This is a genomic window from Bradyrhizobium sp. CCGUVB14, from assembly GCF_024199935.1.
Lineage (GTDB): Bacteria > Pseudomonadota > Alphaproteobacteria > Rhizobiales > Xanthobacteraceae > Bradyrhizobium.
On sequence record NZ_JANADS010000001.1, the window covers coordinates 9,685,590 to 9,706,380 of the forward strand.

The 20,791-nt window shown below is 64.5% G+C and carries 17 protein-coding genes; 5 read left to right on the top strand and 12 right to left on the bottom strand.

From position 1 onward, the window contains the following. The 3 genes from pcaH to pcaF all read right to left on the bottom strand — a co-directional run bounded on the left by pcaH (position 1) and on the right by pcaF (position 3,004). A complete protein-coding gene (gene pcaH / locus NLM32_RS45305) occupies positions 1-702 on the bottom strand; it encodes a protocatechuate 3,4-dioxygenase subunit beta (RefSeq protein WP_254135103.1) in 702 nt (233 codons plus the stop codon). Positions 703-830: 128 nt separating this feature from the next. Then, the gene (locus tag NLM32_RS45310) at positions 831-1,724 is read right to left on the bottom strand and encodes a dioxygenase (RefSeq protein WP_254135104.1); all 894 of its coding nucleotides are present in this window, start codon (positions 1,722-1,724) and stop codon (positions 831-833) included. 71 nt (positions 1,725-1,795) lie between these two features. Continuing rightward, complete coding sequence (pcaF, locus tag NLM32_RS45315; RefSeq protein WP_254135105.1) at positions 1,796-3,004, bottom strand: 3-oxoadipyl-CoA thiolase; 1,209 nt, start codon at positions 3,002-3,004, stop codon at positions 1,796-1,798. 216 nt (positions 3,005-3,220) lie between these two features. Between pcaF and mutS the strand changes: the two genes are divergently transcribed. Next, positions 3,221-5,959: a DNA mismatch repair protein MutS gene (mutS, locus tag NLM32_RS45320; protein WP_254135106.1), complete on the top strand. Its 2,739-nt coding sequence runs from the start codon at positions 3,221-3,223 to the stop codon at positions 5,957-5,959. 130 nt (positions 5,960-6,089) lie between these two features. Here mutS and NLM32_RS45325 read toward each other — a convergent pair whose 3' ends face one another. The 7 genes from NLM32_RS45325 to NLM32_RS45355 form a co-directional block, all read right to left on the bottom strand. Then, positions 6,090-7,766 carry a PAS domain-containing methyl-accepting chemotaxis protein gene (locus NLM32_RS45325; protein ID WP_254135107.1) on the bottom strand — a complete coding sequence of 559 codons (1,677 nt, stop codon included), beginning with the start codon at positions 7,764-7,766 and terminating at the stop codon, positions 6,090-6,092. Positions 7,767-8,052: 286 nt separating this feature from the next. Beyond that, entirely contained in the window at positions 8,053-8,769 is a 717-nt protein-coding gene (locus tag NLM32_RS45330) for a hypothetical protein (protein ID WP_254135108.1), read from the bottom strand. Between the two features lie 102 nt (positions 8,770-8,871). Then, positions 8,872-9,690, bottom strand: a complete 819-nt coding sequence (locus NLM32_RS45335) for a hypothetical protein (protein ID WP_254135109.1) — start codon at positions 9,688-9,690, stop codon at positions 8,872-8,874. Between the two features lie 134 nt (positions 9,691-9,824). Then, positions 9,825-10,334 (bottom strand): OsmC family protein, encoded by a 510-nt coding sequence (locus tag NLM32_RS45340; protein WP_063686102.1) that lies wholly within the window; start codon positions 10,332-10,334, stop codon positions 9,825-9,827. Positions 10,335-10,388: 54 nt separating this feature from the next. Next, positions 10,389-11,174 (bottom strand): ABC transporter ATP-binding protein, encoded by a 786-nt coding sequence (locus NLM32_RS45345; protein WP_254135110.1) that lies wholly within the window; start codon positions 11,172-11,174, stop codon positions 10,389-10,391. Between the two features lie 3 nt (positions 11,175-11,177). Further along, a complete protein-coding gene (locus NLM32_RS45350) occupies positions 11,178-12,023 on the bottom strand; it encodes an ABC transporter permease (protein WP_254135111.1) in 846 nt (281 codons plus the stop codon). Positions 12,024-12,233: 210 nt separating this feature from the next. Further along, complete coding sequence (locus NLM32_RS45355) at positions 12,234-13,205, bottom strand: aliphatic sulfonate ABC transporter substrate-binding protein (RefSeq protein WP_254135112.1); 972 nt, start codon at positions 13,203-13,205, stop codon at positions 12,234-12,236. A gap of 188 nt (positions 13,206-13,393) precedes the next feature. On the opposite strand from NLM32_RS45355, the gene NLM32_RS45360 reads away from it, so the two are divergent. After that, positions 13,394-16,186, top strand: a complete 2,793-nt coding sequence (locus NLM32_RS45360; RefSeq protein WP_254135113.1) for a [protein-PII] uridylyltransferase — start codon at positions 13,394-13,396, stop codon at positions 16,184-16,186. Between the two features lie 8 nt (positions 16,187-16,194). Here the strand turns inward: NLM32_RS45360 and NLM32_RS45365 are convergent, their stop codons facing one another. Continuing rightward, complete coding sequence (locus NLM32_RS45365; RefSeq protein WP_254135114.1) at positions 16,195-16,725, bottom strand: methylated-DNA--[protein]-cysteine S-methyltransferase; 531 nt, start codon at positions 16,723-16,725, stop codon at positions 16,195-16,197. Positions 16,726-16,824: 99 nt separating this feature from the next. Here NLM32_RS45365 and NLM32_RS45370 point away from each other — a divergent pair, with 99 nt between their 5' ends. The 3 genes from NLM32_RS45370 (at position 16,825) to NLM32_RS45380 (ending at position 20,063) form a co-directional block, all read left to right on the top strand. Further along, positions 16,825-17,181: a DUF1304 domain-containing protein gene (locus NLM32_RS45370; RefSeq protein WP_254135568.1), complete on the top strand. Its 357-nt coding sequence runs from the start codon at positions 16,825-16,827 to the stop codon at positions 17,179-17,181. A gap of 164 nt (positions 17,182-17,345) precedes the next feature. After that, on the top strand, positions 17,346-18,572 hold the full coding sequence (locus tag NLM32_RS45375) for an ABC transporter substrate-binding protein (protein ID WP_254135115.1): 1,227 nt from the start codon (positions 17,346-17,348) through the stop codon (positions 18,570-18,572). Positions 18,573-18,836: 264 nt separating this feature from the next. Then, on the top strand, positions 18,837-20,063 hold the full coding sequence (locus tag NLM32_RS45380) for an ABC transporter substrate-binding protein (protein WP_254135116.1): 1,227 nt from the start codon (positions 18,837-18,839) through the stop codon (positions 20,061-20,063). Between the two features lie 217 nt (positions 20,064-20,280). Here NLM32_RS45380 and NLM32_RS45385 read toward each other — a convergent pair whose 3' ends face one another. Beyond that, a complete protein-coding gene (locus NLM32_RS45385) occupies positions 20,281-20,706 on the bottom strand; it encodes a DUF1330 domain-containing protein (protein ID WP_254135117.1) in 426 nt (141 codons plus the stop codon). Positions 20,707-20,791: the final 85 nt, after the last annotated feature.

Sequence of the window (20,791 nt, forward strand, 5' to 3'; positions counted from 1 at the left end):
TTACTTGGTCTCCATGGGGGTGGCGTTCTCGCCGCGCAGCACGATGTCGAAGCGATAGCACAGCGCCCATTCGGGCTTGGTGTTCTCCAGGTCGAACGACGAGACCATGCGCATTCGCGCCTTTTCGTCCGGCACCGAGTTGAAGATCGGATCGAACGGGAACAGCGGGTCGCCGGGGAAATACATCTGCGTCACGAGGCGGGTAACGAAGGAATGGCCGAACACCGAGAGATGGATGTGGGCGGGGCGCCAGGCATTGTGGTGATTGCCCCACGGATAGGCGCCGGGCTTGATGGTGACGAAGCGGTAATAGCCGGACGCATCGCTCTGGGTGCGGCCCGCGCCGGTAAAATTCGGATCCAGCGGCGCCGGATGCTGGTCGCGGACATGGACGTAGCGGCCGCAGGCATTGGCCTGCCAGATCTCGACCAGCGAGTTCGGGACGCCGCGGCCATCCTCGTCACGGACATGGCCGTGCACGATGATGCGTTCGCCGAGCGGCTCGCCCTTGTGTTGGGTGGTGAGGTCGTTGTCGCCGTCGCGCACGGTCTCGTGACCGTAGACCGGGCCGGTCAGTTCCGACAGCGTGTGCCGCATCGGGATCAGGGGCTTGTTCGGCGCGCGCTTGATCGAGCTCTTGTAGTCGGGCGACAGCGGCAGCGGATGCGCCTTGTTGCTGTCGGTGGGATAGATGAATGTCATTGGCGAACTCCTCCCCGGCCATTTTGGTCCAGCCGGTCAACGCTTCTGCCAATCATTATAGAATATAACTAATCTAGGGAAGCCGGTTTAGCGCCTCCGGCAACCCCGGCATCATCGGTCACCAAGCCTTACTTGATCGGCGCACGCGGCAGCACGGCCTCCCCGGCCTCGAGCCGGTAGGTATGGTCGAGCGAGTACCATGGCGTCGAAACGTCACGTGCGATCGGATGCGGCGTCTCGTGGCGCACGAACTTGCCGATCAGCGCCTGTGTCACGCCGAACTGCACGTCGCTGTCGATATGAGGGTCATTGGGATCGTAGACCTGCGAGATCAGCACCTTGAATCCCGGCTTGAAGATCAGGGCGTGCAGATGCGCGGGGCGATAGGGGTGCCGGCTCTGCGCTTCCAACAGGCGGCCGACGACCCCATTGGTCGGAATCGGATAGCCGATCATCATCACCGAGCGAAAGGCAAAGCACCCGTCGGCATCGGTCGTGAACTTGCCGCGCAGGTTCATGTCGGCCTGCTCAGGGTCCTGGTTCTCATAGAGCCCGACCGGCGAGGCATGCCAGACATCGACCTCCGCGCCCGCGACGGGGCGGCCGTCCTTGTCGACGACACGGCCGTTGACGAACAGCGGCGCGCCCGGCGTTTCGGACCGAACGATCGATCCGCCATTCTCCACCCGTGGCGAGTTCAGCCGCCAGAACGGCCCGAGCAGCGATTGATCGGTTTCGGTATTGCCGTGATCGCCGTTGTTGAGGAGGCACACCAGCGGCGAGACGCCAAGCGAGCCCGCCATCAGCACGACCTCGTTATGCGTGTCGGTGGTCAGCTTGCCGAGCTCGGCGATGACGGCCGTGGCGTCGCGGAATTCCTTCTCGGTCAGGCGCACGTCGCGGACGAAGCCGTGCAGATGCTTGACCAGCGAGACCATGATCTGCCGCATCCGCGGATCGGACGTCCGCTCCATCACCTCAAGTGCGGCGGCCGTGACATCCTGCTCGCGCTCGATGATCATGCTTGTCTCCCAGCCGCCCGCCGGCTCTTCACCTCTCCCCGCAAGAACGGGGAGAGGGAGAGGATAGACCGTCAGTTCAGCTTCTCGATCGCAACGGCAACGCCCTGGCCGACGCCGACGCACATGGTGGCGAGTGCGAGCTTGCCGCCGCGCTTTTCCATGCCGTGGACGGCGGTGAGCGCGAGGCGCGCGCCGCTCATGCCGAGGGGATGGCCGAGCGCGATGGCGCCGCCATGCGGATTGACGAAATCGGCATCATCGGCAACGCCGAGCTGGCGCATGCAGGCGATGCCCTGCGAGGCGAAGGCTTCATTGAGCTCGATCAGATCGAAATCAGTGATCTTCTTGCCCAGACGTTCCATCAGCTTGCGGGTCGCGGGCACGGGGCCGATGCCCATGATCCGCGGCGGCACGCCGGCCGAGGCGAGGCCGAGGATACGGGCGCGCGGCGTGAGGCCATGCTTCTTCACGGCGGCCTCAGAGGCGAGGATCATCGCGGCTGCGCCGTCATTGACGCCGGAGGCATTGCCGGCCGTCACCGTGCCGGGATTGCGCACGATCGGCTTCAGTTTTGCCAAGCCCTCGAGCGTGGTCTCGGGACGCGGATGCTCGTCCTTGTCGATCGTGACCGGGCCGGCCTTGCCGCCGGGAATGGTGATCGGGGTGATTTCTTCCGCGAAATAGCCGGCTGCGATCGCCTTACCCGCACGCTGCTGCGAGCGGATCGCGAAGGCATCCTGGTCTGCGCGGGAGACCTGGAATTCCTCGGCGACGTTCTCGCCCGTCTCCGGCATCGCATCGACGCCATACTGTGCCTTGAGCAGCGGATTGATGAAGCGCCAGCCGATGGTGGTGTCGAAGATCTCGGCCGAGCGCGAGAAGGCTTCCTGCGCCTTGCCCATCACGAACGGCGCGCGCGTCATGGATTCGACGCCGCCGGCGATCGCAAATTCGATCTCGCCGGAGCGGATGGCGCGGCCGGCAGCACCGACTGCATCGAGGCCGGAGGCGCAGAGCCGGTTCAGGGTCTGGCCGGGAACCGAGTCCGGGAGCCCCGCGAGCAGCAGCGCCATGCGCGCGACGTTGCGGTTGTCCTCGCCGGCCTGGTTGGCGCAGCCAAAGAAGACTTCGTCCACCTGCGCCCAGTCGAGATTGGGGTGCTTGGCCATCAGCGCCTTGATCGGGGCGGCGGCGAGATCGTCGGCGCGCACCTTGGCGAGCGAGCCGCCGAAACGGCCGATCGGGGTCCGCACGGCATCGCAGATAAAGACGTCACGCATCGTTGTTCTCCCTGAATGCCGCGGTTCGGCGGAAATTCTTCAATGTCGGCGGAGTTTTAGGAGGGCGCCCGCGGCAGGTCAATTGACGGTTTCTTGCGTGTTCCGAAGGGTGCGCACGCCGCCAGCGCATGCCGCGGTGCGGACAACGTGGAAAACCCGCCCGGCCCGGCCAAACCGATAGGAGCACGAGGCGAAATTTTGTAGGTTGCGCCGCCCATGACCATGCAACAGCCCATCCCTGTACCGCCCCCCGATGAGACGCCCGCGCAGCCGGCGGAAGCCGTCGCGCGCGTCACGCCGATGATGGAACAGTACCTGGAGATCAAGGCAGCGCATCAGGGCCTGCTGCTGTTCTACCGGATGGGCGATTTTTACGAGCTGTTCTTCGAGGACGCGGAAATCGCCTCGAAGACGCTCGGCATCGTCTTGACCAAGCGCGGCAAGCATCAGGGCAACGACATCCCGATGTGCGGCGTGCCGGTCGAGCGCTCCGAGGATTATCTGCATCGCCTGATCAGCGCCGGCCACCGGGTCGCCGTCTGCGAGCAGACCGAGGATCCCGCCGCGGCCAAAGCGCGCGGCAACAAGAGCGTCGTCCGCCGTGGCGTGGTGCGGCTGGTCACGCCGGGCACGCTGACCGAGGACACACTGCTCGATGCGCGCGCCAACAACTATCTGCTGGCGATCGCGCGGGCGCGCTCGTCGGCCGGCGGCGACCGCTTTGGTCTCGCCTGGATCGACATCTCGACTGCCGAATTCACGGTCACGGAAGTTTCGGGCAGTGAGCTCGCCGCGACGCTGGCGCGCATCAATCCCAACGAGGCGATCGTCACCGACGCGCTTTATAGCGATAACGAGCTCGGACAAACCTTGCGCGAGCTGCCGGCGGTGACGCCGGTGACCCGCGACGTCTTTGATGGCGCTACCGCCGAAAAGCGCCTCTGCGACTACTTTGCCGTCGCGACCATGGACGGGCTGGCGCAGCTCTCGCGGCTCGAGGCCACGGCCGCTGCCGCCGCTGTCACCTATGTCGACCGCACCCAGGTCGGCAAGCACCCGCCGCTGTCACCGCCCGCGCGCGAAGCCTCGGGCGCGACCATGGCGATCGATCCCGCCACCCGGGCCAATCTCGAGCTGACGCGAACGCTCGCGGGCGAACGCCGCGGCTCGCTGCTCGATGCCATCGATTGCACCGTGACCTCGGCCGGTTCGCGCCTGCTGGCGCAACGGCTCGCAGCGCCCTTGACCGACGCGCCGGCGATTGCGCGACGGCTCGATGCCGTCAGCGCCTTCGTCGCGGATTCAGCCACGCGCGAGGACATCCGCAGCATTCTGCGCGGCGCGCCCGACATGTCGCGTGCGCTCGCCCGTCTCTCGGTCGGCCGCGGCGGACCGCGCGACCTCGCGGGCCTCCGTGATGGCATCATCGCCGCCGACCAGGTACTGGCGCGGCTCGGCGAGCTCGACCAGCCGCCACAGGAAATTGCGGCGGTGATGGCGGCGCTGAAGCGTCCCTCGCGCGAGCTCGCGGCCGAATTCGCCAGCGCGCTGGACGATCAACTGCCGCTGATCAAGCGCGACGGCGGCTTCGTTCGTGCCGGCTATGAGCCGGCGCTCGACGAAGCCCGGAACCTGCGCGACGCCTCGCGCCTGGTCGTGGCCTCGATGCAGGCGCGCTACGCCGACGACACCGGCGTCAAGGGCCTCAAGATCCGCCACAACAACGTGCTCGGCTATTTCGTCGAGGTCACCGCGCAGCATGGCGACAAGCTGATGTCCGCGCCGTTGAACGCGACCTTCATCCATCGCCAGACGCTGGCGGGCCAGGTGCGCTTCACGACGTCGGAGCTCGGCGAGATCGAGGCCAAGATCGCCAATGCCGGCGACCGCGCGTTGGGACTCGAGCTCGAAATCTTCGAACGGCTCTGCGCCAAGGCGCTCGAGATCAGCGACGATCTGCGCGCCGCGGCGCAAGGCTTTGCGCTGCTCGACGTTGCGACGTCGCTGGCCAAGCTCGCCGTCGACGAGAACTACGTGCGGCCCGAGGTCGACGGCTCGCTCGGCTTTGCGATCGAGTCCGGCCGCCATCCCGTGGTCGAGCAGGCCTTGAAGCGCAATGGCGAGCCGTTCATCGCCAATGCCTGCGATCTCTCGCCAAGCCCGGCACAAAAATCCGGCCAGCTCTGGCTGCTCACCGGTCCGAACATGGCGGGTAAGTCGACCTTCCTGCGCCAGAACGCATTGATTGCGCTGCTGGCGCAGATCGGCAGTTTCGTGCCGGCCACGCGGGCACGGATCGGCATCATCGACCGGCTGTTCTCGCGCGTCGGCGCCGCCGACGATCTCGCCCGCGGCCGCTCCACCTTCATGGTGGAGATGGTCGAAACGGCTGCGATCCTCAACCAGGCCGGCGAACGCGCGCTGGTGATCCTCGACGAGATCGGCCGCGGCACCGCGACCTTCGACGGTCTCTCGATCGCCTGGGCCGCGATCGAGCATCTGCACGAAAGCAACCGCTGCCGCACGCTGTTTGCCACGCACTACCACGAGCTGACCGCGCTCTCGGCAAAGCTGCCGCGCATGTTCAACGCGACCGTGCGGGTGAAGGAGTGGCAGGGCAACGTCGTGTTCCTGCACGAGGTGCTGCCGGGCTCGGCCGACCGCTCCTACGGCATCCAGGTCGCCAAACTCGCCGGCCTGCCGCCGGCCGTGATCAATCGCGCCAAATCGGTGCTGGCAAAACTCGAAGCCCAGGACCGCGGCCAGACCGCCCGCGCGCTGGCCGACGATCTCCCGCTGTTCGCGGTGCCCTCGCGCGCCGCCGCAGAAGCCGCGCCGCCGACCGAGGCCGAACTGCTGATGGACGCGGTGAAAGCGCTGCACCCCGACGAGATGTCGCCGCGCGAGGCGCTCGATGCGCTCTATGCGTTGAAGGCCAAGCTGCCGAAGCAGTGACGATGCCCTAGGGCCGTAGGGTGGGCAAAGCGTAGCGCGCCCACGTCTTGTGCGTTGATCGAGGGAAAGACGTGGGCACGACGCGCGAAGAGCGCGCCTTTGCCCACCCTACGATTCCTGCGCGCTCGGCTTACGCCCTCGCCGCGATCGCCGCGGCTTCCGCCGCAGCACGCTGCATGCTGGTCGACATCTCGCTCGTCACCGTGCTCTGCTCCTCGACGGCGGCGGCAGTCGATGTCACGTATTCGCTGACATTGTTGATCGCCTGCTTGATCGAGCCGAGCGCACTGACGACGTCGCCGGAGATGCCGTTGAGGCTGCCGATCTCCTGGCCGATCTTGTCGGTCGCCTGTCGCGCCTGGTTGGCGAGACTCTTCACTTCGGAGGCGACCACCGCAAAGCCGCGGCCGGCTTCACCCGCGCGCGCCGATTCGATCGTGGCGTTGAGCGCAAGCAGATTGATCTGCCCCGTGATGCTGTTGATCATCTCGATGATGCCGCTCATCGCCTGCGCCGCCTCGGTCAGGCGCTGCGCCTGCGCATCGGCGGAGGCGACCTGATCCACCGCGCTCATCGCGGTCTCGCGCGATTTGGTCATCGCCTCCGAGATCTCCCGCACCGAGGCGTTGAGCTCCTCGGAGCCTGCCGCGACCGATTCCATCATGGCGCGGACGCGCTCGTTGCCCATGCGGACCAGCACCTGCCGCGTGGTGTCGGTGGCGTATTTCACGACCTTGAACGGCTTGCCGTTGAGATCGAGGATCGGGTTGTAGGAAGCCTGGATGTAGACCTCCCGGCCGCCCTTGCCGATGCGCTTGTACTCGGCCGCCTGGTACTGGCCGCGGCCAAGCGCCGCCCAGAACTCGCGATAGGCCGCGCCATCGCGCTCACCGGGCTCGACGAACATGCTGTGATGCTTGCCCTGGATCTCGGCCAGCGAATAGCCGAGCGTAGCGAGGAAGTTGGCGTTCGCGGTGATGATCGTGCCGTCCATGTTGAACTCGATCACGGCCTGCGCCTTGTCGATCGCCGACATCTGACCGGCGAGATCCGCGTTCTTCAGCTTCTCCGCGGTCACGTCGGTTGCGTATTTGACGACGCCGAACGGCTTGCCGTTCTCGTCGAGCAGCGGATTGTAGGAGGCGAGGATCCAGACCTCGCGGCCACCCTTGCCGACGCGCTTGAACTCGCCGGCCCGGTATTCGCCGCGGTTGAGCCTGGCCCAGAATTCGCGATAGGCCGCGCTGTCGCGTTCGGCCTGCTCCACGAACAGGCTGTGATGCTTGCCCTCGATCTCGGCGAGCGAATAGCCGAGCGCCTTGCAGAAATTCTCGTTGGCGGTGACGATGGTGCCGTCGAGCTTGAACTCGATCACGGCCTGGGCGCGGCTGTTGGCGGCGATCTTCGAGGCGTCCGTCATGCTCCGGATTTTCTTCTCAGTGATGTCGGTCGCAATCTTGGCGACCATCACCGCCTTGCCGTCGCCGTCGAGCACCGGATTGTAGGATGCTTCGATCCAGACCTCGCGACCGCCCTTCGCGATCCGCTTGAACTCGCGCGCCTGATACTCGCCACGGTTCAGCGCGGCCCAGAACGCCTTGTACTCGGCGTTGTCGCGCTGGTCGGCCGGCACGAACATGGAGTGATGCTTGCCCTGGATTTCGTCAAGCCGGTAGCCGAGAGCATCGAGAAAATTCTTGTTGGCCGTGATGATCGTCCCATCAAGTTTGAATTCGATCATCGCCTGCGAGCGGCTGATAGCGGCAAGCTGTGCATCGGCGTTACCGCGGGACTTACGACCAAACATCAAGGGAACTCCATCTCAAAATAATGTCGATGGGACACGCCCATCCAAACCAGGGAATTCAACCGCGGCGGAGTCGCCGTATTCAAATCGACAATCCCGCGGATCCGGAGCGATCAAGTCGCCAATTCGTCATCATGACGCACGGATGGAAGCCTGGGCGGGCACGCAATACGAGTCGTAATGGAAAAGATCGAATAAAGTTCTAATGGACGTGTCGAAATTCGGCAGTCGCGGAAGTCCATAGTCTTACGGCTGGAGCCGCGCCTTGTGCACCGCACGCCGGCCGTCAGCGGCTCGCCCCGGCAAACGGGTCGATCAGCTTCAAGGTCGCGGCGAGGCGGATGCTGCGCTTGCCGGCGAGCGCGGTCGCTTCCATTTCGGCGCCCTTGTCATCGCAGTGACCGGAGAAGCCGATGCCCACCGCATAGCCCCCGAACAAGGGATGCTCGCTCTTCGCCGGCGTGTGTTCCTGATTGACGAATTCGCCTTTCCAGCGACCGTTCGCCGAAGAATAGGCGCCGAGATAATAGAAGAAGGCATCGCCGCCGAGGATGCGGCCGTCGCGCAGCAACATCACGCCGGTATGGCCGCCGGTAATTCCGTCCAGCATCCGGATGTCGATCGAATAGAGTCCGCTGACGATGCCGCCCTCGCCGACCGTACCGGGTGGGGGAACGTCATCGTCGCCGAGCGGCGTCATCACGGCGCGAAACACCGCGGCGTCCTCGACCACTTCTCCCTCGAAGCGGTAGAGCTTGCCCTGCTGTCGACCGCGAATGCTGATTGTAACGGCGTCGGAACTGACCAGCGACCTGTGCTGCGGCGACCGGCTGTGGCGCTTCGTCCGGAGCCTGGCGACGATTTCGCCGTCCACAATCTCGTAGGTGCCGAAGTGGGCGAAGGCCGTGTTGCCGCCAAGCATTTTCCCGGCATGGGCGTACAGCACGCTGCGGCCGGAGCCGTCGTTGATATCGTATTCGACCTTGTACAATCCCTCCACCACACGCCCCGATCTTGCTCTGTTGCCAGTCTAGCGGGTCTGCCAGCCCCGGTAACTAACTATCCTGAGTCAGGACTGAGGTCCCAAGCGTAAGCGTACCTCACCTTACGAAGCGCGACGCGGCTCATGTATCGCCCTCTTCCGTCGTCCCATCCACCACAGCGTCAGGTTCCAGCCGATGCAGGTGGCGAGTGCGCAACTCAAGCCGATCACCGAGCCGAACTGCGTGACGGCGACGTGCAGCACGGCGACGCCGAGACCGAAACCAAGCAGGCCCCAGGCGCTGTTGGCAAGCACGGCGGCGGTGGCGGGGCCGCCGATGCGGGGGTGCAGGATCAGCATCATCGAGGAGAACACGATCGGAAACAGCGCAATCACGCCGGTGACGCGAGGACCGACCCAGGTCGAGGCAGTCACCACGGTGCCGACCAGGCTCGCGACCAATGCGGCGCGCAGCGGAATGTCGTACCAGCGACTCGCGATCAATGGCATTTTCGCAACGTGCCGATAAGGTTTGAGCAACGGAATGCAGATCGCAAAGGCGATGGCATTGATAATCAGCCCGCCGGCCAGCGTCCAAGCGAACTGACGCACGATGGTGGCGAGCACCAGCCACAACGCGATTGCGGAGCCCGCGCTGATCCACATGCTGAAGCGCTGCGCCAGCATCGAATAAGTTAGGCCCATAAAGATCGTCGCCGCGTTGACGGGCAAGCTCGACAGCGCCCCCTGCGCGATGAAAGCGGCGTCATGGTCGATCGCGAGGAAGACATAGGAAGGTCCTGCCGAGATCGGCAGCGTCGCCACCAGCGCGCCGATTACCGGGCCGGAGCGCTCGGTGATAACAGACGCCGACACCACGAAGGCGGCCGCAACCGCCATGCGCAGCAGAAGGAAGAGGATGTAGGAAAGTTCGGCCGGCATACAATCTGTCGTCCCGGCGCAGGCCGGGACCCATAACCACGTCTAAGCGTTGGGAGCAAAAGTCGTCAGGCAGCAATGCTTCAATCGATGGGACACGGCGTATGGGTCCCGGCTTTCGCCGGGACGACGCAAGATCACATCCGCTGCATCGACACCGAAACCTTCGGGCCGTTCTTGATGGTCTGATAGACCACGCAATAGCGCTCGGTGAGCTTGAGCAGCAGATCGAGCTTGTCCTGCGGCGCCGGCGTGTCGACCTCGAAGCGCAGGCGGATCTCGGCGAAGCCGACCGGGGTCTCCTTGTCGACGCCAAGCGTGCCGCGGAAATCGAGATCGCCCTCGGCGTAGACGTTACCGGTCTTGAGCGGCACCTCGATCGCGGTCGCGACCGACTTCAGCGTGACGCCGGCGCAGGCGACCAGCGCTTCGAGCAGCATGTCGCCCGAGCAGAGCTCGAGGCCGGAGCCGCCGGTGGCGGGATGGAGGCCTGCCATCGCGATGGCGCGGCCGGTCTCGACCTTGCAGGCGATGCCTTCGCTGTCGGTCGAGCCCTTGGCCTTCAGCGTGATCATCGCGGTCTTGGGATCGGTCTTGTAGCGTTCCTTGATCGGGGCCTGCATCTGGCGCAGTTCTGCGGCGTCCATCTTGTTCTCTCCCGGAAAAATCGCCCCTCGATGTACCGGCTCGGAGAGAAAATGTCACCACCACATGGCCTGACCGGGACCCTGGGTTGCGTCACGGTCGGGCACGTTGCGATCGAGCGAACGGTCGAGTGACGTCAGCACACTTCGCTTGAAATTCTCGAACAGCGGCGAATTGCGGTCGCGCGGTCGGCCGAGATTGATCTCGATCTGGTCAAACAGCCGGCCCGGCCGTGGCCGCATCACCAGCACGCGATCGGCCAGCACCACGGCCTCGTCGACGTCATGTGTGACGAGGATCAAGGTCGGGCGCGTATCGGCCCAGAGGTCGAGCAGATGATCCTGCAGGTCGCGCCGGGTGAAGGCGTCGAGCGCCGAGAACGGCTCGTCGAGCAACAGCACCTCTGGCTGCGGCACCAGCGCCCGCGCGATCGCGACGCGCTGCGCCTGACCGCCCGAGAGCTCGCGCGGCCAGGCCTGCGCCTTGTCGGCAAGTCCCACACGCGCCAGCGCACGCGCCACCTTCTCGCGTCGCTCGGCGGCCGGGAGATCGGCAAGTCCAAACCCGATATTGTCGGCGACGCTGAGCCAGGGCAGCAGCCGCGGCTCCTGGAAGATGATGCCGATCTTGGCATGCGGCGAGGCGATCGCTTCGCTGTCGAGCGTCACCGTGCCCGAGCTGGCGCGGTCGAGGCCGGCGATGGCGCGGAGCAAGGTTGATTTGCCGCAGCCCGAGCCGCCGATGATGGCGATGATCTCGCCCTGCCTGACCTCGGCGGAGAAGCGCGCCAGCGCCTGCACGCCGTTGGGATAGGTCTTGCTGACCCGGTCGAGCGCCAGCATGGCCTAAGTCTCCTTCGCTCGACCGAAAGCGTCCTGCCAGCGCAGGAACGGCGCGGCTGCGACCTCGATCAGCCAGTCGGTGAGCTTGCCGAGGATGGCAAAGATCACGATGGCGGCGAGGATCTGCGCGGGCTTGCCGAGCTGCTGGCCGTCGAGCAGGAGATAGCCGAGGCCTTCGGAGGCGCCGATCAGCTCGGCGGCGACGACGAACATCCAGCCAAGACCAAGGCCGACGCGCAAGGACACGACATAGGCCGGCAGCACTGCTGGCAGCAGGATGCGGCGGATCATCGCGAAGCCGGAGAGGCGGAAGGTGCGACCGACCTCGACGATCTTGCGGTCGACCGACAAGATCGCGCCCATCACGCCGAGATAGACCGGGAAGAACACGCCGACCGCGATCAGCGCGATCTTGGAGGTCTCGAAAATGCCGAGCCAGAGGATGAACAGCGGCACCCAGGCCAGCGACGGAATCGCGCGCAGGGCCTGCACGGTCGGATCGAGCAGCCGCCGCGCCAGCGACCAATAGCCGGAGATGGCGCCTAGCAGCGTGCCTGCGACCACGCCGAACGCGAAGCCGAGGCCGACGCGCCACAGCGTCGCGGCGATGTGGCGGAGCAGTTCGCCGGAGCGCGCGAGGTCGGCGATGGTGGAAAAGACCCGCGACGGCGGTGGCACCAGCCGGCCGTTGGACCAGCCGAACCAGACGATGAGTTCCCAGCCGACTGCCAGGATCAGCGGCAGCAGCAGCCCCAGCATCGGCCGCGCATAACGCGACAGCCGCGAGGGCGCGGCGGCGCTCTCGGCCGTATCCGAGGATTGCTGCAAAACTGGCGCGTCGGAGATCATGGCCGGTAGGAAGCGCGTCTGGGGCGGGAATGCAACAGTGTCGCTACATCCACAGCCCTCGTCCCGGCGAAGGCCGGGACCCATAACCACAGGGAGATGTGGTTAAGGGGGCTCGGAGTGACCGTCTTCGCGCCAAACCACGCCCTGGGATTATGGGTCCCGGCCTTCGCCGGGACGACACCTGAATTTGCCGCTCACGCCTGCCGCCCGTCAATTCGTCGGCAGCGGGACCTGGTCGTCGATCAACGCATCCAGCGTCGCCTTCACATCGACCTTGGCGTCGACGACGCCGGCCTGTTGCAGGGCAAGACCGGCGGCGAGGATCGACTCGCGCTGGGGCGCGCCGATACGGCTATGGGTGAGCTCGGTGCGCTCCTTGAGCTGCTTGTCGACGACCGCATCGGGCAACTTGGTCACAGCGATGAAGGTCTTCTTGAGGTCGTCGTAGTTCGCCAGCGAATATTTCCGCGCCTCTTCATACACCGCGAGCACGCGGCGGGCAGCGTCCGGATAGTCCTTCAGGAACTGCTCGCGCACATTAAGGATGCCCCAGGTGTTGGCGTCAGCCTTGCGGTAGAACAGCTTTGCGCCCTCCTCGACCTCGGCCTGCGCCATCATCGGATCGAGACCGGCCCAGGCGTCGACATCACCGCGGATCAGCGCGGTCTTGCCGTCGGCGTGCTGCAGCAGCACCGGGGTGATGTCCTTCTCGGTGAGGCCGGCACCCAGCAGCGCGCGCACCAGGAAGATGTGCGGATCGGTGCCGCGCGTCACCGCGACGCGCTTGCCCTTGAGGTCGGCAACGCTTGCGATCTTGGAATCCTTGCCTGTGACCAGTGCGGTCCATTCGGGACGCGAATAGACATAGATCGACTTGATCGGATTGCCGTTGATGCGCGCGACCAGCGCGGCCGAACCCGCGGTCGAGCCGAAATCGATCGAGCCGGCATTGAGGAATTCGAGCGCCTTGTTCGAGCCGGCCGACTGCACCCAGGTGATGGTGATGCCGTCCTTGGCGAACTCCTTCTCCAGCAGGCCCTTCTGCTTGAGAACCAGCGACACCGGATTGTAGGTCGCCCAATCGATGCGGATTTCCTTGAGCGGATCAGCAGCCTTGGCCGCGGGGGTCACGGCGAGCGCAACGGCTCCCGCCAGCAGAATGCGTCGTGTAATCTTGGTCATACCCAGCCTCCTCAGGAATTTCATTGTTTTTCAATGAGTTATATCTAGAGGTCAACGAGAAAATCCCACCCTTGAAAGCGCAGGGCCTGAGAACAATTTTGCTTCCATCCGGCCTTTTCCAGCATGGAACGACTATTGCCAGAGAATGGCGGGTGACAGCGCCTGTCACCTCTTATATCCGGTGAGACATGGACAGCGTTGCGACCGAGCACAAGCCACAGGTGGATGATCGCTTCGACACCGCGCGGATCACCGCGGCGGTCGATGCGCTTGCGGAAAAGCATCAGGGCCGCGAGGACGCGTTCCGCACCGCGACCGCGCAACTGCTCAAGGCCGAGCTGCTCGCCGCGCGCTCCGCAGCACAAGCGATCCTGCTGAAGGACCGCCACGGTCGTCGCTGCGCCGAGCGGCTGTGTCACGTGCAGGATGAGATCATCCGCATCCTCTATTCGGCTGCGACCCGTCATCTCTACCGCTCGCCAATCCCGAGCGGCGCGGAGCGCATGGCGGTGGTCGCGACCGGCGGCTACGGCCGCGGCCTGATGGCCCCCGAGTCCGACATCGATCTCCTGTTCATCCTGCCCTACAAGCAGACCGCCTGGGGCGAGCAGGTCGCCGAAGCCATTCTCTATTGCCTCTGGGACATGGGGCTGAAGGTCGGTCATGCCACGCGCTCGGTCGATGAATCGATCCGGCAGGCGCGCGGCGACATGACCATCCGCACCGCGATCCTGGAGACGCGCTTCCTTACCGGCGACAAGCCGCTGTATGAGGAACTGGTCGCCCGCTTCGACAAGGAAGTGGTGCAGGGCACTGCATCCGAATTCGTCACCGCAAAGCTCGCCGAGCGCGAGGAGCGGCATCGCCGCGGCGGCCAGTCGCGCTATCTGGTCGAGCCCAACGTCAAGGACGGCAAGGGCGCGCTGCGCGACCTGCACACGCTGTTCTGGATCGCGAAATACGTCTACCGCGTTCGCGACACCGACGAGCTGGTGGAGCGCGGCGTGTTCGACGCGCAGGAGTATCGCAGCTTCCGCCGCTGCGCCGACTTCCTCTGGTCGGTGCGCTGCAATCTGCATTTCTACTCCGGCCGCGCCGAGGAGCGCCTGTCCTTCGATCTCCAGCGCGAGATCGCGATCCGGCTCGGCTACACCTCGCATCCCGGCATGCAGGACGTCGAACGCTTCATGAAGCACTACTTCCTGGTCGCCAAGGAAGTCGGCAACCTCACCGCCATCCTCTGCGCCAAGCTCGAGGACCAGCAGGCGAAGCCCGCGCCGGTGCTGAGCCGGATGATGGCACGGCTGCGCCCCACGGCCGTGAAGCGGCGCGTGCCTGACAGCGACGACTTCATCGTCGACAACAACCGCATCAACGTCGCCGCGCCCGACGTCTTCAAGCACGATCCGGTCAATCTGATCCGCATCTTCCGCCTGGCGCAGAAGAACAACCTCGCCTTCCATCCGGACGCGATGCGCGACGTGACGCGTTCGCTCGGCCTGATCAACGCGCAAATGCGCGAGAATCCCGAAGCCAACCGTCTCTTCATGGAGATCCTGACCTCCGACAACGCAGAGATCGTGCTGCGCCGGATGAACGAGACCGGCGTGCTCGGCCACTTCATCCGCGCCTTCGGCAAGATCGTCTCGATGATGCAGTTCAACATGTATCATCACTATACCGTCGACGAGCATCTGATCCGCTGCGTCGGCTTCCTCCAGGACATCGAGCGCGGCGGCTTCGAGGAGTTCACGCTCGCCAGCGACCTGATGCGCAAGATCCGGCCCGAGCATCGTTCGGTGATCTACATCACGACGCTGCTGCACGACATCGCCAAGGGACGGCCCGAAGATCATTCGATCGCAGGCGCCAAGGTCGCGCGCCGGCTCTGCCCGCGACTCGGCTTCAGCGCAGCCGACACCGAGCTGGTGGCCTGGCTGATCGAGGAGCACCTGACGATGTCCACGGTCGCGCAGTCGCGCGATCTCTCCGACCGCAAGACCATCGAGAATTTCGCCGCCGTGGTGCAGTCGGTCGAGCAGATGAAGCTGCTCACGATCCTGACCACCGCCGACATCCGCGGCGTCGGCCCGGGCGTATGGAACGGCTGGAAGGCGCAGCTGCTGCGGTCGCTCTATTACGAGACCGAGCCGGTGCTGACCGGCGGCTTCTCGGAGGTCGACCGGGGCAAACGCCTCACGGCCGCCTACGCCGAATTCCGCCATGCCTTCGCCGAATGGCCGGCGGACGAGCTCGACGCCTATGTCGGCCGGCACTATCCGGCCTATTGGCTCAAGGTCGAGCTGCCGCGCAAGATTCGCCACGCACGCTTCGTGCGGTCGAGCGAACAGGCGGGCCACAAGCTCGCGATCAATGTCGGCTTCGACGAGGTGCGCGGCGTCACCGAGCTCACCATCTTCGCCGCCGACCATCCCTGGCTGCTGTCGATCATCGCGGGCGCCTGCGCGTCGGCCGGTGCCAACATCGTCGACGCCCAGATCTACACCACGACCGACGGCCGCGCGCTCGACACCATCTCGATCTCCCGGGAATACGACCGCGACGAGGACGAGGGCCGGCGCGCCACCCGCATCGGCGAGATGATCGAGGACGTGCTCGAAGGCAAGCTGCGCCTGCCCGAAGTGGTGGCGCGGCGCACCGTGCGCAGCAAGGCGCGGCCCTTCGTGATCGAGCCGGAAGTGACCATCAACAATCAATGGTCCGACCGCTACACCGTGATCGAGGTCTCCGGCCTCGACCGCCCCGGCCTGCTCTACGAGCTGACCACCGCGATCTCGAAGCTCAACCTCAACATCGCCTCGGCCCATGTCGCGACCTTCGGCGAGCGCGCCCGCGACGTGTTCTACGTCACCGACCTGCTCGGCGCCCAGATCAACGCCCCGACCCGCCAGGCCGCGATCAAGAGCGCGCTGACCCATGTGATGGCCGGCGACAAGGCGGTTGCGGCACCGGCGGCGTGAGCTGAGCCTCAGACCTCCACGCCCTCGTGCCGCAGCAGCCAGCGCTTGCGCTCGAGACCGCCGCCGTATTTCACCAGCGAACCATCCGCGCCGATCAACCTATGGCACGGCAGCACCACGCTGATCGGGTTCGAGCCGTTGGCGTGGCCGACGGCGCGAATTGCCTTCGGCATCTCGATCTTTGCGGCGAGTGCGCCATAGCTCATCGTGGTGCCTGCCGGGATTTTTGCCAGCGCGGTCCAGACCTTTTGCTGGAACGGCGTGCCAGCGATGCGCCATTCGACGCGTAAGAGCTGACCGAGATCGCCCTCGAAGTAGGCCGACAGCGAGGTCTTCATCCCGGTCGGCGCGGGTTGATCGACCAGATCCACTGCGCCGTGATGCAGGCGCAGGAGCTCGCGCATGCGATGCTCGTAGTCGTCCCAGTCGAGCGCGCGCAGCGCGCCGTCGGCATCGGTGACGAGCAACGCGATTCCGATGGGCGTTGCCAGCCGATCGAGGCCGAAGCGTTGTGGAGTCCTGGTTGATCGAGCGGCCATTGCGACACCATTGCATCGAAACACGGCATCGCACTTTCCATGCCGGCCATGCTATCGTCCACCCGAAAGCTGACGCTTTTGGGGGAGCTCAACTTGATTCTGATCGCCAATATCCTGGTGGCGCTGGTCGCCGCGCTGCACGCCTACTTCCTGATCCTGGAGATGTTCCTCTGGGACAAGCCGCAGGGCTTGAAGGTTTTCCGTAATACGCCCGAGAAGGCCGAGATCACGAAAGTGCTGGCCGCCAATCAGGGCCTCTATAACGGCTTCCTCGCCGCCGGCCTGATCTGGGGGCTGGTGCAGGGCAACCCGGCCTTCGCGTTCCAGATCAAGGTGTTCTTCCTGCTCTGCGTGATCGTGGCCGGCGCCTATGGCGCGGCGACCGTCAGCACGCGCATCCTGATCGTGCAGGCACTGCCGGCGGCGATCGCGCTGATCGCTTTGTTCCTGGCCTGAGACCGTTGAACTTAAGGCTCCGGGCCTGAGACGCTACGGCGCAGCGCCGCGATCCTTGCGCGGCGCCTGCCCTTCCTCCACACTCTTCGGCAGCGATGGCGACCGTTGCAACCAGCGGGAAAAGACCGTCGACCGGAAAATTCCGTCAGGAGGAACAACCCAACATGAAGACTCGCAGAGCCTATCTAGCTGCCACGGCGGCGCTCGCCTTCGCGTTCTCCGCCAACCAAGCCCTCGCCCAGAAGAAATACGACACCGGCGCGAGCGACACCGAGATCAAGATCGGCCAGACCGTGCCGTTCTCCGGCGCCTATTCCGTCTACGCCAATATCGGCAAGACGCAGGCCGCCTACTTCAAGATGATCAACGATCAGGGCGGCATCAACGGCCGCAAGATCAATCTGATCCAGTATGACGACGCCTATTCGCCGCCGAAGACCGTCGAGCAGGTGCGCAAGCTCGTCGAAGGCGACGAGGTGCTGTTCACCTTCCAGATCATCGGCACCGCCGCCAACGCCGCCGTGCAGAAATATCTCAACGGCAAGAAGGTGCCACAACTGCTCGCCTCGACCGGCGCCGCACGATTCAACGATCCGCAGAACTATCCCTGGACCATCGCGTACAATCCGAACTACATCTCCGAAGGTCGCATCTACGCCAAGTACATTCTCAAGGAGCATCCGAACGCCAAAATCGGCGTGCTCTACCAGAACGACGACATGGGCCGCGACTATCTCGCGGGGCTCAAGAGCGGCCTCGGCGACAAGGCGGCCAGCATGATTATCGGCGAGGTCTCCTACGAGGTCACCGATCCCACAGTGGACTCGCAGGTGGTCAAGCTGAAGTCGATGGGCGCTGATCTTTTCTACGATGCCTCGACACCGAAGTTCGCGGCGCAGGCCATCAAGAAGGTCGCGGAGCTTGGCTGGAACCCGGTCCACATCCTCGACATCAACGCGAGCCCGATCTCGGCGACGCTGAAGCCCGCCGGCCTCGACATCTCCAAGGGCATCATCTCGACGCAATACGGCAAGGAGCCCGGCGATCCCCAGTGGAAGGACGATCCCGGCGTGAAGGCCTTCTTCGCCTTCATGGACAAGTATTTCCCGGAAGGGGACAAGCTCAACACCGTCAACACCTACGCCTATTCGGTGGCGGAGCTGCTGACGCAGGTGCTGAAACAATGCGGCGACGACCTGTCACGCGAGAACGTGATGAAGCAGGTCGCCAACATCAAGGACTTCACTCCGAGCTTCGCGCTGCCCGGCATCAAGATCAACACCGGGCCGAACGACTACCGTGTCAACAAGCAGATGCAGATGATGAAGTTCAACGGCGAACGCTGGGAGCTGTTCGGACCGATCATCGAGGATTCCGGCCCGGCGGGTTAGTTCGATCTTGTAGGGTGGGTTAGACCTGCGGCTGCACGAAGCGCCGTCCGCGGGGCGTAACCCACCTCTTCTACGTCCGCGAAGATAAACAGTGGTGGGTTACGCTTCGCTAACCCACCCTGCGAACCAATGCCCCCTACGAACGGCCAGCGCGCCCCGCCTTGCGTTGCAGCAACCACTCCTCCACACTCGCCCTCAGCGATGGCACCGGACGCGTCGTGCGCCCGGTAGACCATCTGCAATAACAGACTGAGGAAATTGCGAATGAGGAATGGAATTCTGCATCTGGCCACGGCAACGGCGCTGACCCTGGCGCTGTCGGTCTCTGCGGCCAATGCCCAGAAGAAATATGATCCGGGCGCCAGCGACACCGAAATCAAGATCGGACAGACCATGCCGTTCTCGGGACCGGCGTCGGCCTATTCGTCGATCGGCAAGACCCAGGCCGCCTATTTCAAGATGATCAACGACCAGGGCGGCATCAATGGCCGCAAGATCAATCTGATCCAGTCTGACGACGCCTATTCGCCGCCGAAAGCCGTGGAGCAGATCCGCAAGCTCGTCGAGAGCGACGAGGTGCTGCTGACCTTCCAGATCATCGGCACGCCCGTGAACGCCGCCGTGCAGAAATATCTCAACTCCAAGAAGGTGCCGCAGCTGTTCGCGGCGACCGGTGCCTCGCGGTTCACCGATCCGAAGAACTTCCCGTGGACCATGGGCTTCAATCCCAACTACTTCGTCGAGAGCCGCATCTACGGCCAGTACATTCTGAAGGAGCATCCGAACGCCAAGATCGGCGTGCTCTATCAGAACGACGACCTCGGCAAGGATTATCTGAACGGCCTCAAGGCCGGTCTCGGCGACAAGGCCGCCAAGATGATCGTGACCGAAGCCTCTTACGAGGTCTCCGATCCCACCGTCGATTCGCAGATCCTCAAGATAAAGGACGCCGGCACCGATCTGTTCTTCAGCGCGACGACGCCGAAGCAGGCCGCTCAGGCGATCAAGAAGATCGCCGAGTTGGACTGGCATCCGGTGCAGATCGTCGACATCAATGCCACGTCGGTCGGCGCGGTGCTGAAGCCCGCAGGCTTCGAGGCCGCCAAGGGCCTGATCAGCGTGAACTACGGCAAGGAACCGCTTGATCCGACCTGGAAGGACGACGCCGGCCTTAAGAAGTATTTCGACTTCATGGCCAAGTACTATCCCGACGGCGACAAGGACTCGAACTTCAACACCTATGGCTACAGCACGGCGCAGATGCTGGCGCATGTGCTGAAGCAGTGCGGTGACGATCTCACCCGCGAGAACGTCATGAAGCAGGCCACTTCGCTGAAGGACTTTGCGACCGACACCGCGCTGCCCGGCATCAAGGCCAATACCTCGCCGACCGACTACCGCGTCAACAAGCAGCTTCAGATGATGAAGTTCAACGGCGAACGCTGGGAGCTGTTCGGCCCGATCCTGGAGGACGCAGGTCCGGCGGGTTAGCCACCGGGCTCTGAAATCCAATCGGCGGCCTGCGGGCCGCCGATTTTTTTGAGCTATCGCCGTCACCCCCGCGCAACGGCACAGCCGTTGTCGCTGGAGGTGGCCGCTCCTTCAGCGGCCCTCGAAGGGCGACGGCCCCACTGGTGGCCGTACATCCTTCGAGGCTCGCAAGAGCTCGCACCTCAGGATGACGGGGAGAGAGGCGCCTCAGCGACGGTTACTCGGGTATCTCTCCAAAATTCTTCCCCACCGGCAGCACCGCGTGCCGGATCAGGCGCGAATCCTCCACTCCCGCCTGCCGATGCTTCACCGCTTCGCGATAGACGGGGTCGCGGATCATCTCGACGAAGGCTGAGACGCTTGGGTATTCGGCGATGAAGCAATGGTCCCAGCGCTCCTCTTGCGGACCGATCAGCATCAGCTCGAACCTGCCTTGCCAGACGATGCGGCCGCCGAGGCGTTCGAACACCGGGCCGCTTTCGCGACCATAGGCCGCATAGGCCTCCGCACCGGAAGCTTTCCGTCCGTCGGGATACGCCGCTTCTTTGCGCAAGCGCACCAGGTTGAGCATGTGGATCGGGCCGGGACGGTCGTTGTCCCGGAATTGCGCGAAGATCTCCTTGGTCGGATCGATGTGGCCCATGCGTGGGTTCCTTCTTCTTTATAGCAACGATCCTAGCTCCGGCGCCCCGCGAGCGGAACTGTGGCCGGCGAATGCCGCACCTCCT

Bases quoted from the DNA above. Each gene is read 5' to 3' on its own strand.
- pcaH (WP_254135103.1), bottom strand. From the start codon at position 702: ATGACATTCATCTATCCCACCGACAGCAACAAGGCGCATCCGCTGCCG.
- NLM32_RS45310 (WP_254135104.1), bottom strand. From the start codon at position 1,724: ATGATCATCGAGCGCGAGCAGGATGTCACGGCCGCCGCACTTGAGGTG.
- pcaF (WP_254135105.1), bottom strand. From the start codon at position 3,004: ATGCGTGACGTCTTTATCTGCGATGCCGTGCGGACCCCGATCGGCCGT.
- mutS (WP_254135106.1), top strand. From the start codon at position 3,221: ATGACCATGCAACAGCCCATCCCTGTACCGCCCCCCGATGAGACGCCC.
- NLM32_RS45325 (WP_254135107.1), bottom strand. From the start codon at position 7,766: ATGTTTGGTCGTAAGTCCCGCGGTAACGCCGATGCACAGCTTGCCGCT.
- NLM32_RS45335 (WP_254135109.1), bottom strand. From the start codon at position 9,690: ATGCCGGCCGAACTTTCCTACATCCTCTTCCTTCTGCTGCGCATGGCG.
- NLM32_RS45340 (WP_063686102.1), bottom strand. From the start codon at position 10,334: ATGGACGCCGCAGAACTGCGCCAGATGCAGGCCCCGATCAAGGAACGC.
- NLM32_RS45345 (WP_254135110.1), bottom strand. From the start codon at position 11,174: ATGCTGGCGCTCGACCGGGTCAGCAAGACCTATCCCAACGGCGTGCAG.
- NLM32_RS45350 (WP_254135111.1), bottom strand. From the start codon at position 12,023: ATGATCTCCGACGCGCCAGTTTTGCAGCAATCCTCGGATACGGCCGAG.
- NLM32_RS45355 (WP_254135112.1), bottom strand. From the start codon at position 13,205: ATGACCAAGATTACACGACGCATTCTGCTGGCGGGAGCCGTTGCGCTC.
- NLM32_RS45360 (WP_254135113.1), top strand. From the start codon at position 13,394: ATGGACAGCGTTGCGACCGAGCACAAGCCACAGGTGGATGATCGCTTC.
- NLM32_RS45365 (WP_254135114.1), bottom strand. From the start codon at position 16,725: ATGGCCGCTCGATCAACCAGGACTCCACAACGCTTCGGCCTCGATCGG.
- NLM32_RS45375 (WP_254135115.1), top strand. From the start codon at position 17,346: ATGAAGACTCGCAGAGCCTATCTAGCTGCCACGGCGGCGCTCGCCTTC.
- NLM32_RS45380 (WP_254135116.1), top strand. From the start codon at position 18,837: ATGAGGAATGGAATTCTGCATCTGGCCACGGCAACGGCGCTGACCCTG.
- NLM32_RS45385 (WP_254135117.1), bottom strand. From the start codon at position 20,706: ATGGGCCACATCGATCCGACCAAGGAGATCTTCGCGCAATTCCGGGAC.